Source organism: Enorma shizhengliae (assembly GCF_009676995.1).
GTDB classification, from domain to species: domain Bacteria; phylum Actinomycetota; class Coriobacteriia; order Coriobacteriales; family Coriobacteriaceae; genus Enorma; species Enorma massiliensis.
Genome location: NZ_VTFZ01000006.1, coordinates 55708 through 69721 on the forward strand (window position 1 = coordinate 55708; position 14014 = coordinate 69721).

Here is a 14014-nt window from a genome sequence, read left to right on the forward strand (position 1 = left end):
ACCCCTCGTATCCGCTTATCCCTGATACGACGAAGCCTTGGGCGGCGTCTTACCCTTGAGCACGGCATGGTAGTAGCCGTAGGTAAGCGGCTCTTCACTCGAAAGGCGCTCGGCATCCACCACGTCACCGATGAACAAGAAGTGCGTGCCAACATCCACCGTCTCAACAAGGTTGCACGCGAAAAGCGCGCAGGCGTGCTGCGGAGAATACGGGCTCCCCACCGCAGAGGTCTCGCAGCCATACTTCTCGAACTTGTCGTAATCTGCGCTCGTGCGGAACCCGAAGTTCCCGATGTAGGGCATGTCTGCCGTTTGGTCGATAGCCGTCACCGTGAACGCGCCTGCCTTGGCGATCACGCCCGCAGTGACGTTCTCCTTGTTGACCGCCACCGAAATCCTCGGTGGAGTTGCCGTGACCTGCACGGCCGTATTGATCACGCATCCCGCTTTTTGGCCATCTGCCTCGGCAGATACAACATACAAGCCGGACGTCATCGTGAAGAAAGCGGTCAGATCCATACTTACCCCTCTCGTGTAACGGGGCACGGACAACGCGCCCCTTCGTACCAGTCTAAGGCCCACGCCACAACCGTGGAGGGATGATTCGGCCAGCGGCCCGCGCGCAGCCGGCGCCCGCGCTTTGCCCGCACACAGCCGGCGACCGCACCGTACCCACAGCGCTGCACCCCGGCCCCGCTAGCGGCTACGCTCCTTGAGCGCGCGCTCGATCTCGCGTTGCATGTCGCGCTTTGCCATGTCCTCGCGCTTGTCATAGAGCTTCTTGCCGCGGCCGAGCCCCAGCATGAGCTTCACGCGCCCCTGGTCGTTGAAGTAGAGCTCGAGAGGGACGAGCGCATAACCGCGCGTGCGCAGCTTCTGGTCAAGATGGTCGATCTCCTTGCGATGAAGCAGGAGCTTGCGCCGGCGATCGGGGTCGCGGTTGAAAATCGAGCCATGGCTGTACGGGTGGATGTGCACGCCCATGAGCCAGCATTCGCCACCTCGAATGAGCGCGAAGGTGTCGCTGATCTGGCATCCTCGCTCGCGCAGGCTCTTGACCTCGGTGCCCGAGAGCTCCACGCCGCATTCATAGGTTTCCTCGATGAAATACTCATGGTGCGCGGAACGGTTCTTCGCGATGAGCTTTCGCTCCCTACGACTCGGCATCGGGGCCTCCATCCTCGTTTTCCGCCGCCGCAAGGCCCGCCTGCGCGCTCGCCGCCATCACGGCATCAACGACCTCGCCCTCACTGGCGGGCACGTTACCACCGGAATGCTCCGCCGCCAGTTCCGCATCCGTTTCGCGAATCAGCTGGATGAGCGCCTTTGCCGCATCCTCGCCAACCAGGTCGCGGGCGCGCAGGGTGTACCGAGTCGCCTCGTTGCGGTCACCCTCCTGCGCGGCATCGGTAGCGCACATGAGCAGGCAGATAGCGATCTCGGCGTTCGGATCGGCTTCGAAGCCCTGCTCTTCGAGTGCGCGGGCCGCCTCTTCCTCGCTCGCATTCGCCTCCTCGGGAGCTTCGGCCATGAGGCGCTGCATGAGGGAGAGCGTCTGCCGCTCGCCGGGAGCATACGCCGCCGCGCGGCGCGCGAACCCCGAAGCGAGCATCTTCTCATCCTTATCGAGGAAGAACAGTCCCAGACCCGCGCACGCGCGCCCGAAGAGCTTGGCATCTGCCGCACGCGCGAGCACGGAGTAGTTGAGCGCCGCCCACTCGCGCGCATCGCCGAGCACGCGGTACAGCTCGGCAAGGTCGAGCCGGTAGGCGCAGTTCATCGGATTCCAGCGCACGGCCTGCTTGAGGGCATCGCGGGCGAGCGCGTACTCCTGCTGCTGGATATAGACGAAGGCGAGGTCCGAGTACACCCGGTCGAACGGAATCGGAGCCTGCTGGATGGTGCGCGGGTCTTTCTCAACCCGGCGATACGCCAGAAGCTCGAACGAATCGGAAAACGTGAAATACTGAATATGGTCGGTCGCACGGCACACGCGCTCCGCATAGTCCTCGATGGCGTCGCGCATCTCCAAAAGCGCGGGCAAGGCGCTCTCAACATCTCCCTGACCGAGGAAGTTCTCTACGTGCTGGATGTCCTCCAAGCTTACGGACAGGTCCATTGGTCCTCCAAAAAACTTGCATCGAGCGGCGCATGCAGCCGCCCGGCGTACTCGCTGCTTCGCATCAGTGTAGCGCACGCGGCGAGGTGACGAGCGCCAGATCGAGATGGCCGCGCGCGGGATTGGCCGAGAGCACCTCGACGATCACCCGGTTGCCGGGGCGCACGGTGCGGCCGCTCACCGACCCCACGAGCGCAAGCTGGCGCCCGTCGAAATCAAACCATTCATCTCCCAGGTCACGCAGGTGGATGAGCCCCTCGGCCTGCGTATCGTCCATACGGGCGAAGGCGCCCATCTCGCTCACCCAGCTGATCACCGCATGGTACTGCTCGCCGATGCGCTCGCCATAATATCGCGCAACCTCGACCTTCTGCGAGGCATGAGCCGCCGCGTCGGCGATGCGCTCGCGCTCGCTGCACGCCCTGCAGAGCGCAGGGAGCACGGCATCGAGCCCCTCTCGCCCCGCGCCCACCAGACGCGGAGCGCGCTCGCGGACCGCGCGTGCACCCAGGCGCTCCCGGGCAAGGGCGAGCTTGAGCGTACGGTGCACGATAAGGTCGGGGTAACGCCGGATGGGGCTCGTAAAGTGGCAGTATGCCTCGGCTCCAAGCGCATAGTGCCCCTCGTTGTCTGGCCGATAGACCGCACGCTGCATGGCACGCAGCAGCAGGGCGTTCACAAGCTCAAAGACCGATGTTCCCGCCGCCTCATCGATGGCACGGCGCATGGCTTCCTGGCTGCCTGCAGAGATGGCAAGGCCGAGCGCCCTGTCGATGACGCCGAGCTCCACGAGGGCTGATGCCGCGCCCTGAAGGTGATCGGGGGCCGGAGCATCGTGCACGCGGAATGCGCTCGCAACGCCGCGCCGCGTCAGGTATGCCGCAACGCACTCGTTCGCAAGGAGCATCGCCTCCTCGACAAGGCTCGTTGCAGCGGTCCGCTTGCGGCACGTGAGCTCGTAGGGCCTCCCCGCTTCGTCGAGGAGCGCGTGAACTTCTACGGTATCGAAGTCGAGCGCGCCCCGCCGTTCGCGAACCGTGCGGCGCAGCCGCGCAAGGTCGTCCGCTGTGCGCAGCACCTCGACAAGGTCCGCTCCCTCAGCTGCCGCATGCGCAAGCTTCCGAGCAAGGGCGCTGTCCGGGCCGCCCTCGGCCGCAGCAGCCTCCCCTGCCTCCAGAAGCCTATCCGCCTCGCCGTAGGCCAGGCGCACGCGGGAGCGAATGATGCTCGGGTACATGCGCGCACCCTGCACGCGCCCGCGGGCATCGAGGTTGATATCGACCGTCATGGCAAGCCGGTCCTCATCGGGTCGCAGCGAGCAGAGGTCGTTGCACAGCCGTTCGGGAAGCATGGGCAGCACGCGGTCGGCGAGATACACCGACGTGCCGCGGCGCCGCGCTTCAAGATCGATGGAGCTTCCCCACGCAACGTAGTGCGACACGTCCGCGATGTGCACACCGAGCTCGAAACCGCCCGCAGGCGTGCGCTCAATCGAGATGGCATCGTCGAAATCTCGCGCGTCGGCAGGATCGATGGTGAAGGCGAAGCGGTTTCGCACGTCGCACCGAAGCGGATCGGCGAGCGCGCCCTCAATATCTTGGACAAGCTCAGACGCCGCGCGCTCGGGCTCCTCAGGATAGCCGTCCTCAAGATCGAAACGGGCCATAACGCACTGGATGCCCAGGTCGGCAGCATCCTCGCCACCGATGCGGCGCTCGATGGTCACGACACCCGACTCGTAACGCGACGGATAGGAGACGATGCGAGCGCGAACGATGTCGCCCACCTGCACCCCTGCATCGCGCGCGGAGCGGTCGTGCGGGAGTATGAAGAAGTCGGCCTTTATGCGCGTATCGAGCGGATGCACGGCACCGAGCGGGCCCGCTTCGGCGTAGGTGCCCACGATGGAAGCCGCCGCGCGCTCAATCACGCTCTCCACCGTGGCGCGCTTGCCGCCCTCACCGCGCTGGACGCTCACGGCCACAACGTCGCCGTCCATGACCTCGCGCAGCGCGCGGCCAGCCAGCTTCAGCGACCCTTCGGCTGTCTCGACGAACCCGTGCCGTTCGGTAAGGCGAACCGTGCCCGTCAGGCTCGGTCGCCGCTCACGCCGCACCGGCGAACGCCGCCCGCGCCCCGAACGCTTTCGGCCCATGCTTCTCACCTGCCTCCATCCAAAAGGAGAACATCAGCAGAGCCGATGTTCCCACACACGTTCTACCCACTGTCCCAAGGTATCCAAGGTGTAGCCCAAAACCTTTACAGGGAAGGCCGGCCTTTCCTCGCGCGCGATTCCGCAGGAGTTCAGCAAAAGCTGAACTCCGAGGACCAGCGCGAGAGGAAAGACTGGCCTTCCGCTCGTGAGCATTCTTGGGCTACACCTTGAGATACCGCCGCATCGCGATGGCGGAACCAAAGAGACCGATGACCAGGCCGACCAGAATCAACGCGCCGTAGGTCATGAGGTACACCTCGAGCGGAATCTCGAACTGCCACCAGCTCACCATGTTCATGACGCGCGGCATGAGGAAGTTGCGGACGAGTTCCAGCACGCCAATGGAAAGCAGCGCGCCCAGGAGCGCCTGCAACACGCCCTCGGTCACGAACGGCCCGCGAATGAAGCCGTTCGAGGCGCCCACCAAGCGCATGATGGCGATCTCGCGCCGGCGCGCCGTGATGGAGAGGCGAATCGTGTTGTTGATGAAGATGAACGCGATGAAGGTGAGCAGCGCCACGAGCACGATGCAGGCGATGCGAATGTAGCCCGTCACCTGGAACAGACGGCCCACCATCTCCTGGCTGTACTGCACGCTCTCGTCAACATCGCCGTTATCGGCCATGGCCTGGAAGTCCGTATCTTCCTTGATGCGGTTGGCCATGTCCTCAACCTGCGAAGAATCCTCCATCACGACCTCGTACGAGCGGGGCAGCGGATTCTCGCCGTCGAGCGCGGCAATCGTTGAGTCGGCGCTCGACGACATGTTGCGCCAATCCTCCAGCGCGTCGTCCTTCGACTTGAAGTTGACGCTCTGGACGTTCTGCCAGCTCTCGAGCTTCTCTTGGAACGCCTGCACCTCGTCGTCGGTGGCGTCGTCCGAGATAAAGACGTTGATGGTCACCGTGTCCTCGATCGTGCCAATGGCAGACGTAACGAGCGCCGAGCCCACGATGAAGAGGCCGATGATAAAGAGCGACAGGAAGATGGTGATGACCGCACCGAACGACGTGGTCCAGTTGCGGAAGAAGTGGCTGAAGGCCTCGCGGAGCGAGTAGCCGATGTTAGAGGGCGCCATAGTTGCCGTAGCCTCCCCTCTCCTGGTCGCGCACGACGTGGCCGGCCTCGAGCGCGATCACGCGCCGGTGCATGGAGTCGACCATCTCGCGGTCGTGCGTCGCAACGATTACCGTGGTCCCCGTGCGGTTGATGCGCTCGAGGAGCTTCATGATGCCCAGCGAGATCGCCGGGTCGAGATTGCCCGTAGGCTCGTCGCAGATGAGCAGCGGCGGGCGGTTGACCATGGCGCGCGCAACGTTCACGCGCTGCTGCTCGCCACCGGAAAGCTGGTCGGGCGTGGAGTTCATCTGCTCCGCCAAGCCCACCAGTCGCAGCACCTCGGGCACCTGCGCGCGGATGACGCCGCGCGGCTTGCCGATGCACTCGAGCGCGAAGGCCACGTTCTCGTACGCGGTCTTGTTGGGCAGGAGACGGAAGTCCTGGAACACGATGCCCATCTGGCGGCGCAGGTAGGGCACCTTGCGGTTGCGAATGCGGGTGAGGTCCTGCCCGGCGACCATGACGCGGCCCTGGGTGGGCTTGACCTCGCGCATGATGGTGCGCAGCAGGGTGGACTTACCCGAGCCGGAGTGGCCCACCAAGAAGACGAACTCACCGGGGTAGATCTCGATGTTGACATCCTCGAGCGCGGGCTTGTTGGGCTGTGCCGGGTAGATCTTGGTCACGTGCTCCATCACGATCACCGGGTCGACGCCCGCCTCGCGCGCCATCTTCTTGCGCGATTCCTGCACCGGCGCGAACACCTGCGTGAAATCAGAGCTCTGAAGCGCGGTGTCGAGGGTCGCGACCTCATGGGCCTGGTCGGCGGTTACCTCGGGTTCGGGAGCCGCCATGGGATCGGGGATCTGAGGCAGTTGGGAGCTTAGATCGCCTTGCGGCGCAGGTGCGTCCAGAGGCGACGGCACGCCCGCAAGCGCATCCGCAGAAGCGGAGGCTGCGAAGTCGTTGTTCGCCGGTTGGTAGGCAAACGGGTCAATGGTTGGTTCAGAGACGCTGTCCTGGGCGGCATAGGCCGCGGGTTGCGCGTACGCCTGCTCGGCAGGCGCGGCGCCGAACAGGACGTCCTCGTTCGCATCGGCGCCTGCTGCAAAGCGCGAACCGGCCTGTCCCTCGGATTGCCCCTCGTACGAGGTGGAATACGCAAAATGGGAGGCCGTCTGCGGCTCTGTTTGGCGCGGAGCGTCCTGCCCTTCATCGGGTTTACGGAAGTGGTTGCCCACTGTTGCTCCTTCAAGTCGTGCGTTTTATCTACATGCGCGATTTATTGTACCAGCAAGCGCCACCGCACACAGAAAAGGCGTAGAGGAGCTGTGCCCCCGCGAGGCGGTGGCGTACAACGCTAAGCGGGGCAAGCGCACAACCGGCACTCGCCCCGCCCCACACGCCCGCACGCAGGCGAGCGGCATATCGCTAACCGTCTACTTACCCAGCACCTCGCGCACGCGGGCGGCGAGACCTGCAGCATCCAGACCATAGTAGGCAAGAAGCTCGGCCGCGTCGCCGGACTGGCCAAAGGTCGTCATGCCCAGGCGCGTCACCGGCACGGGGTGCTTCTCGCTGAGCAACTCGGCCACGGCGGAGCCCATGCCACCATAGATGCTGTGCTCCTCGACCGTCAGCACGCGTCCGGTCTTTGCCGCGGAGGCGATGATCGTCTCCTCGTCGAGCGGCTTCACGCTCATGACGTCCACGACTTCCGCCGAGATGCCCTCAGCGGCCAGCGCGTCTGCCGCCGCAAGCGCCTGCGCAACCTCCACGCCGCACGCCATGATGGAGATGTCCGAGCCCTCGCGCAGCACGTTGGCGAAGGCGACGTCGCAGGTGAAGCCCTCGTCATAGACCTCGGGCAAGGGCTCACGCCCTAGACGCACATAGAAGGGACCAGGCGTTGCCGCAGCCAGGCGAATCGCAGCCACGGCGCTCGCGTAATCCGCCGGCACGAGCACGCGCATGCCCGGCAGCACGCGCATGAGGGCGATGTCCTCGAGCGCCTGGTGGGTCGCGCCGTCCGCGCCCACGGTAATGCCCGCGTGCGTGGGGCAGATCTTCACGTTCAAGCCCGAATCGCACACGGTATTTCGGATCTGCTCCCAGCAGCGGCCGGTGCCGAACACCGCAAACGAGCCGGTAAACACCGTGCGCCCGGTGAGCGCCAAGCCCGAGGCCACGCCGATCATGTTCTGCTCAGCGATGCCCACATCAAAGAGGCGGTCGGGATAGGCCGCCCCGAACTTAGCAGTCGTCGTGGAGCCGCAGAGATCGGCGTCCACGGCCATGATGTCCATGCCCTCGTCAACGAGCTTGATGAGCGTCTCGCCGAACGCGGCGCGCGTCGCTTTCGCCATGACTTACGCCTCCTTCTGCGCGGCGAGGAGCTCCTCGTACGCGGCATCGATCTCTGCAATGGCCTGCGCGGCCTCCTCATGTGTGGGCGCCACGCCGTGCCAGCTGGCCTGGTCTTCCATGAAGGAGACACCCTTGCCCTTCACCGTCGAGGCGACGATGATGGCCGGCTTGCCCGTCACCGCGACGGCCTCGTTGAGCGCGCGGTGCATGTCGGCGACGTCATGACCGTCCGCCGCAATGACCTCCCAGCCAAAGGCGGCAAACTTGTCCGCGACGGGCTCGATGCCGTTAACGTCGCTCACATGGCCATCGATCTGCAGGTTGTTGCTGTCGAGAATCGCCACGAGGTTATCGATGTGCTGGTGCGCGGCGAACATGGCCGCCTCCCAGTTCTCGCCCTCCTGGAGCTCGCCGTCGCCCGTGAGCACGAACACGCGCTTGGGGTCTCCACCGTCGCGCGCGGCGTCGGCCCGGAAGCCGAGCGCAATGCCGCATGCAACGGAAAGGCCTTGGCCAAGCGAGCCGGTGCAGACCTCCACGCCCGGGCATGCATGGCAGTCGGGATGCCCCTGCAGGCGCGACCCCATATGACGGAGCGTCTTGAGCTCGTCATGCTCGAGATACCCGATCTGGGAGAGCGCCGCGTACAGAATGGGGGCGGCATGGCCCTTCGAGAGCACGAAGCGATCGCGCTCCGGATTCTCGGCATCCTGGGCGTCGTAGCCCATCACGCCGGAGAAAAAGAGCGTTGCCACGATGTCCGCCGCCGAAAGCGACCCGCCCGGATGCCCGGAGCCCGCCGCCTCGAGCATCTCGACGACATCGCGCCGCATCCGGTTGGCGATGAGGGCAACCTGCGCGTCGTCGTGTGCGCAAGCGCTTCTCAACTGTTCTGTTGCCATGTCCGTCCCTTCAAAGAGAAGTCCCCCTAAGACTCGTTCATCATAACAGGTGGAAGGCGGTAACTGGAGGCTGCAACCACCGTCGCGAAAACTGCACCAGCGGCGGCACGCGAAACGATCCCGCGCCCGCATATGTGGCCGCAACCCGCCGGACGCCCGGCTTACAGACGGGCCAGACGCAGCTTCGCATGCATGGGATTTACCCATCTACTTTGGGGGTCTGACGAAATCCGATCCTTTGGCACGAGTTTTGTTCGCATCATCTACCTGCAGAATTGCATTATTGCTGCAGGTAGATTGCGTTCTATTATTTGGAAAAACTAGCCTCAAAGGATCGAATTAATATGAGCCGCCTCAGTAGGAAACCAATCCATGCATATTAATGCCGCCAGATTGCATATTACGCCCCATCGACGACGCAGCGGGACGCTCAGCGAACGCCGAGCCTGACCGCGCTACGCAGAAAAATCCTTGAAACCGTAACCGATGGCTTCGCTCACGTCGGTAATCATGATGATGGCGTTGGGGTCGTACTCATGCACGATGGTCTTGATGATGGGGATCTCGCTCTTGCTCATGATAAGCAGGATGACCGGTCGCTCGGTTCCGGTATACCCGCCGCGCGCCATGAGCTCGGTGCAGCCGCGGTCCATCGTCGTAAAAATCGCCCCCTTGATGTTCTCCCACTCGTCCGACACGATGAAGGCCGCACGCTGGCGGTTGCCGCCATCGACCACCGCATCGATCACGTAGCCGGAAAGCACCATAGAAAGCGCTGCATACAACGCCTGGATGAGCGAAAACACCGGCGCCGAGGCCGCGCACACCGCCACGTCGATCACCATGACCGTCGCGCCCACGGGCAGCGATGTCTTGCGCGAGATGATCTGCGCGATGGTATCCGAGCCGCCTGTGTTGGTGCCGGCGCGGAACACGAGGCCATAGCCAAGCCCCGAGATGATGCCTCCCCACAGCGCAGAGAGCATGAGGTCGTTCGCCGCGTCGGCGAAGGTTTCGGCCAGCGGCACGAAGAGGTCGGTAAAGAAGCCGAACAGCACGAAGCCCGTGATGGTGCGCACCGCATAGCGTACGCCGCCCGTGCGCATCACGAAGAGCAGCAATACGATATTGAAGACGATGGTCTGTAGACCAACGGGCAGGTAGAAGCCGTTGCGGCGCGCAAGCTCGGAGAGGATGGTGGCAAGACCGGTGAGACCGCCCGCAGCGAGGCCGTTGGGCACCATGAAGATGTCTACCGCGAGCGCAGCGATGGCGCAGCCCGCCACGACGAGGGGCAGGTCGCGCACGAAGCGCGAACGGACGAGTTCGGTAAGGTTGACGCGCGAGATATTCACCCGAGAGGCCATGGGCCCGTTCCTTTCTGCGCACGGCGCGCGCGGACCAACCGGGCCGCCTCGCACCGCCGTACCCTAACAGGCGCATGACGTTGAGTTTTCCGCTGGCTATGGTAGCACGTCAACCGTTCGTTCACACGGATGCCGCAATGTCGTGGACCAAGAAGGGCCGAGAGCGTGCATTCGTTCCACTTTTGGGAACATCTATTTCGCTTGCCGTCAGACAGCGCCCTTGCAGTCGCCGCAATCCTGCGGTTTCCCTCAATGCAAACCAAACTTTCCGGATGAAGCCGGAAAGATATTCCCAAAAGTGGAACGAGCTGACACAAACGGCGCAGAAAGGGCGTGCCCTACTCGCCCGCGAGGTGCAATGCACCGTCATCTCCAAGCGCGGCGAGATGCGCCTCGGGATCGTTCGGCTCGCCATCCTCCGAAGGCGGCAGATCATATGACACGTTCACGGCATGCAGAACGGGCACTCCGTCTACCTCATCGAGCCCGCAGATGGTCGCATAACACGCTGAACCTTCAGCTTCCATCGTCGAGCCCACGTGCCCGCACAGCTCAACGTGCTTCTGGTCAGCAGACCACGTCATAAACGTTGGGCGCTCGATATCACCCAAGTAAAGGTCGGAATAGATGTTGAAGTTAAAGTACGCGAGCGGCGCGTCGGGGTCGGGGTTCTCGCACGGTGCAGCATCGACCTCGTTGCAACGAAGCACCCGCCATAGGGCACAAGCTCGCAGGAAACGCTCAGCATGCCGCCGTCCATGAACGCCTTGTACAACCCGTCTTCGTCAACTTGCTCGCCGCCGAATGAAAGCGTCGCCGATGGCCCCACCATGATGGGATAGCTCGTACCAACGCGAACGCTCGGCACCGTCGCATCGGGCTGCTCGCTCACCACAACCAACGTCGTAAACGTGATGCCGCCTTCGGTTTCCCAACGCTCGTCTTGCACCAAGACGCCCGATACGGCAAGCGGTGTTGAGGCCGATAAATCCGTGCCGGTGTCGAGTTCTTGAGCAAGCGCAACCAATGCCGGATCCGCGTTTTCATCAACAAGTATCTGGTTGTTGGAGGACTGGTCGACCGGCGGGCTCGCGGCAGCAGCAAGGGAGCAGAACGCGGTAAGCGCTACAACCACTGCTCCCAAACCTACCGCAGAGCGCTTCGTCCGGCGGCCCGCCGCCTGCGGCACGCTAAAGGCATAGCATTGACCATAGCGCTCATCACTTTCCACATTCAAAAATGGCTCAGCACACGCCCACGCAAGACCACCCATACACCCGCCCAAGGTGTTGGCGCACACATCAACGATGTCCGTGAGCCCGAGCTCAAACACGTACTGCAGCACTTCGAGTACAAAAGAGACAGCGAGGGCCACGAGTGCAGCCCGCGCAATCGACCCAAAGCGACGGCAAAGATACCAGCCCAGTGGCACGAACAGCGCAATGTTGAGCAGAAGCATACCGGGATATACCTGAACCGTGGCAACAACATCGGCGAGGTTAAGATTAATGCCCCGGATGCCCACGCTCTTGCCCAGAATCGCAAAGAGCAGACCTGCGAGGTAGACACCGAACGCAACGCGCGTAAACGCAAGATACACCCTGTTATTCAGCGTCTGGTAAACAAGGGCCGCTGCGAACACCGCGAAGAGGAGCGACACGAGCATCATCGGCATCGAACTCGAGAGCACGCCCGGGCCCAACAGCCCAATCATGCCGGAATACGCCTGCGTGTTCAGAAGCAGCAGCACACCGAAAAACACTGCGACACCCGCCGTGAGCGCAACGATGAGGCGAATGACTCGCTTTGTTTTATTGTTCATGTTGTCACCTATACGGCCGCCTCGCATGAATACGAGTCGGCATTCGTCAGTCAGGTAATTTGCCGAACGCGGCGATGTACTCGTCCTCGTCCATCCAGTCGATGATGTCACCAGGCTTGCAGCGGAGCGCCTTGCACATGGCTTCAAGCGTCGAGAAGCGGATGCCCTTGAGACGACCGGTCTTGATACGCGAGATATTCACCGGAGAGATGCCAACCTTCTCTGCCAGCTCGATGGAGGACATCTTGCGGTCCGCCATCACGCGATCGAGTCGCATAACGATGGGCATGATGTCCCCCTTTCTAGTACGTCATAGAACGTTAGCGTCATTTTACAGAATGTTATCCGAGTCTTCCTGTAAGATTCTGCCGTATTCAGAAATGGCGGCAAAGATGAAGAACATGATGGACGTGGAGAGTTGGCGCAGGTCGAGCGTTGGACCAACCGCAGCTCCCGCTTCGTAGCCTTGAAAGCTCGACAGGGAGATGCTTGGGACAAGCAGCCCAAGCGCTACCTGCACGAGCATGAGAATCGCAATGACAAGAAGCCTATAGGTTTGTCCTTTGCTAAAGATCTCGCCCTTCCGTGCCACGACCAGAGCAAACGAAACGAAAACGACGAGGACAACGGCATCAAGAACATCGCTGCAAAACGTAATAATCAGATAGCACCACACATTACCAGAAGCTTCAAGATTAGATGGGAAGCCGATGGACAACATGTCGCTCACGTCAAAGATTAAGTTGATGAGACAGCCAAAAGTGAGCACGCAACAAAGCGCTATCAGCAGCCTAATTAGCTTCGATGCCTGTTTCGCCAAGTCCAGCATAATTGCTCCTCATGTAGCTTCATCCAATAAGAAGCTAAAAGCCGATCCTGATACCTCCGATTATTCTGCATGGCCTTTTGCTCTGCACCTCAATCGCAAACAGCATTAGAAAACTCCTTTCACGCCATTGCCACAAGCACGAAGCTCACGGCATCCTCAATCGACCGCTTGTTGTACGCACAGTATGGGTCGCGGCAATCTGCGCGACCATATTCCATATAAGCTCGTGCTCTACAACCACCTCCGCATAGATAGCGCTTGTTACAGTCCTTGCAGCCGTCGAGCTCGTCGACAGTAGGCAAAGCAAACCGAGCGAGCGAATCGCGCAACGTATCGGCTGAATCCTCAAACGCATTACCCAAGAGAAATGGAGCATAGCGCAGCATGTGACACGGATACACCGAGCCATCGGCGGCAACGCTCACGTCCGTTTTGCCTGCTCCGCAGCACGCACAGGCCTGAAGGGTTGGCTGCGCGCCATCAAGGAAGACGCTGTCAACACCCGCCGTTGCCCCTGCCGCCTGCATGACCTCGGCAAGGCGCACGAAATCGTCATCGCTCGGTGCAAGGTCGCCGAGTGTGCCGGTAAGTCCGCTCAGCAAGCTGAAGCCCACGGTAGCGCCGAGCTGTTTACCCAGCTCAAGGTATGCCGGGACGTCGTCTATGTTCTTGGCATGAATCGTTGGAAGAATATGCGCTTGAATGCCGGCACCCTTGATGCGTTTGATCACCTCGACCAGCCGGTCAAAGAGCTGCTTGCCGCGAATATAGGACGGGCTCTGCGACGACGGCCCATCAAACGAGACGGAAATGGTGTCTACCTTGCCTGCAAGCGGGGCGATACGTTCGTCGGTGCAAAGCATGCCGTTGGTAAGGATGATAACCGTGGCAATTCCGCCCTGTTTGGCATGCGCAGCAAGCTCGGCAAGATCCTCTCGTAGGAACGGCTCACCGCCCGAGACAATCAACTGCTCGACACCAAGCTCAACAAGCACATCGACGGCATGCGCCAGCTGGTCAAACGTCGGATCCTCATCACGGTTGCGTCCTTCATCCCTTGAGTAGCACCCAACACATGAAAGATTGCACCGATTGGTCACGTGGAGATAAGCGGAGCGAAGCCGCACCCGGTCGGCGTGCAAAACGCCCTCGCCCGCTCCATCCTCAATAATGCCATGCTGCCTCATGTAGGCAACAAGCTCGACGCAGTCCGCAGGCACGTCCGCTTCGGGGACATCGCGTGTCGCCATGGCCGCACATAACGCCGCCCCGCTGCTGGTCAACCCGATGATGGCGCCTGTTTCAACGTTTCCAATCGCAGGCACCCGCCCAAG

The 14014-nt window shown here is 62.2% G+C and carries 14 protein-coding genes; all 14 read right to left on the reverse strand.

What is annotated here, in order from left to right:
• Positions 1–15 precede the first annotated feature (15 nt).
• Positions 16–519 (reverse strand): flavin reductase family protein, encoded by a 504-nt coding sequence (locus GJE22_RS05600; protein ID WP_019129170.1) that lies wholly within the window; start codon positions 517–519, stop codon positions 16–18.
• 177 nt (positions 520–696) lie between these two features.
• Complete coding sequence (smpB, locus tag GJE22_RS05605) at positions 697–1167, reverse strand: SsrA-binding protein SmpB (RefSeq protein WP_022349278.1); 471 nt, start codon at positions 1165–1167, stop codon at positions 697–699.
• On the reverse strand, positions 1154–2119 hold the full coding sequence (locus GJE22_RS05610) for a tetratricopeptide repeat protein (RefSeq protein WP_144688327.1): 966 nt from the start codon (positions 2117–2119) through the stop codon (positions 1154–1156). The genes smpB and GJE22_RS05610 overlap by 14 nt, the downstream gene beginning before the upstream one ends.
• A gap of 64 nt (positions 2120–2183) precedes the next feature.
• A complete protein-coding gene (locus GJE22_RS05615; RefSeq protein ID WP_144688326.1) occupies positions 2184–4274 on the reverse strand; it encodes a ribonuclease R family protein in 2091 nt (696 codons plus the stop codon).
• A 220-nt stretch (positions 4275–4494) separates the two neighbouring features.
• A complete protein-coding gene (ftsX, locus tag GJE22_RS05620) occupies positions 4495–5412 on the reverse strand; it encodes a permease-like cell division protein FtsX (protein WP_144688325.1) in 918 nt (305 codons plus the stop codon).
• Positions 5399–6634 (reverse strand): cell division ATP-binding protein FtsE, encoded by a 1236-nt coding sequence (ftsE, locus tag GJE22_RS05625; RefSeq protein WP_144688324.1) that lies wholly within the window; start codon positions 6632–6634, stop codon positions 5399–5401. Before ftsE ends, ftsX begins: the two co-directional genes overlap by 14 nt.
• Before the next feature lie 198 nt (positions 6635–6832).
• Positions 6833–7759, reverse strand: coding sequence for a transketolase family protein (locus GJE22_RS05630; RefSeq protein WP_144688323.1), 927 nt, complete (start codon positions 7757–7759; stop codon positions 6833–6835).
• Between the two features lie 3 nt (positions 7760–7762).
• Positions 7763–8662 carry a transketolase gene (locus tag GJE22_RS05635; protein ID WP_144688322.1) on the reverse strand — a complete coding sequence of 300 codons (900 nt, stop codon included), beginning with the start codon at positions 8660–8662 and terminating at the stop codon, positions 7763–7765.
• 455 nt (positions 8663–9117) lie between these two features.
• Positions 9118–10029: a YitT family protein gene (locus tag GJE22_RS05640; protein WP_144688321.1), complete on the reverse strand. Its 912-nt coding sequence runs from the start codon at positions 10027–10029 to the stop codon at positions 9118–9120.
• A 338-nt stretch (positions 10030–10367) separates the two neighbouring features.
• Complete coding sequence (locus GJE22_RS05645; protein ID WP_144688320.1) at positions 10368–10613, reverse strand: hypothetical protein; 246 nt, start codon at positions 10611–10613, stop codon at positions 10368–10370.
• Entirely contained in the window at positions 10610–11851 is a 1242-nt protein-coding gene (locus GJE22_RS05650) for a VanZ family protein (RefSeq protein ID WP_186297423.1), read from the reverse strand. The genes GJE22_RS05645 and GJE22_RS05650 overlap by 4 nt, the downstream gene beginning before the upstream one ends.
• A gap of 46 nt (positions 11852–11897) precedes the next feature.
• Positions 11898–12140 carry a helix-turn-helix domain-containing protein gene (locus tag GJE22_RS05655; protein WP_087186682.1) on the reverse strand — a complete coding sequence of 81 codons (243 nt, stop codon included), beginning with the start codon at positions 12138–12140 and terminating at the stop codon, positions 11898–11900.
• A gap of 42 nt (positions 12141–12182) precedes the next feature.
• On the reverse strand, positions 12183–12680 hold the full coding sequence (locus tag GJE22_RS05660) for a hypothetical protein (RefSeq protein ID WP_144688318.1): 498 nt from the start codon (positions 12678–12680) through the stop codon (positions 12183–12185).
• Between the two features lie 119 nt (positions 12681–12799).
• Positions 12800–13930 carry a radical SAM/SPASM domain-containing protein gene (locus GJE22_RS05665; protein ID WP_186297422.1) on the reverse strand — a complete coding sequence of 377 codons (1131 nt, stop codon included), beginning with the start codon at positions 13928–13930 and terminating at the stop codon, positions 12800–12802.
• Between the last annotated feature and the right edge of the window lie 84 nt (positions 13931–14014).

Bases quoted from the DNA above. Each gene is read 5' to 3' on its own strand.
- GJE22_RS05665 (WP_186297422.1), bottom strand. From the start codon at position 13,930: ATGGCGACACGCGATGTCCCCGAAGCGGACGTGCCTGCGGACTGCGTC.
- GJE22_RS05660 (WP_144688318.1), bottom strand. From the start codon at position 12,680: ATGCTGGACTTGGCGAAACAGGCATCGAAGCTAATTAGGCTGCTGATA.
- GJE22_RS05635 (WP_144688322.1), bottom strand. From the start codon at position 8,662: ATGGCAACAGAACAGTTGAGAAGCGCTTGCGCACACGACGACGCGCAG.
- GJE22_RS05640 (WP_144688321.1), bottom strand. From the start codon at position 10,029: ATGGCCTCTCGGGTGAATATCTCGCGCGTCAACCTTACCGAACTCGTC.
- GJE22_RS05610 (WP_144688327.1), bottom strand. From the start codon at position 2,119: ATGGACCTGTCCGTAAGCTTGGAGGACATCCAGCACGTAGAGAACTTC.
- GJE22_RS05655 (WP_087186682.1), bottom strand. From the start codon at position 12,140: ATGCCCATCGTTATGCGACTCGATCGCGTGATGGCGGACCGCAAGATG.
- GJE22_RS05650 (WP_186297423.1), bottom strand. From the start codon at position 11,851: ATGAACAATAAAACAAAGCGAGTCATTCGCCTCATCGTTGCGCTCACG.
- GJE22_RS05600 (WP_019129170.1), bottom strand. From the start codon at position 519: ATGGATCTGACCGCTTTCTTCACGATGACGTCCGGCTTGTATGTTGTA.
- ftsX (WP_144688325.1), bottom strand. From the start codon at position 5,412: ATGGCGCCCTCTAACATCGGCTACTCGCTCCGCGAGGCCTTCAGCCAC.
- smpB (WP_022349278.1), bottom strand. From the start codon at position 1,167: ATGCCGAGTCGTAGGGAGCGAAAGCTCATCGCGAAGAACCGTTCCGCG.
- GJE22_RS05615 (WP_144688326.1), bottom strand. From the start codon at position 4,274: ATGGGCCGAAAGCGTTCGGGGCGCGGGCGGCGTTCGCCGGTGCGGCGT.
- GJE22_RS05645 (WP_144688320.1), bottom strand. From the start codon at position 10,613: ATGACGTGGTCTGCTGACCAGAAGCACGTTGAGCTGTGCGGGCACGTG.
- GJE22_RS05630 (WP_144688323.1), bottom strand. From the start codon at position 7,759: ATGGCGAAAGCGACGCGCGCCGCGTTCGGCGAGACGCTCATCAAGCTC.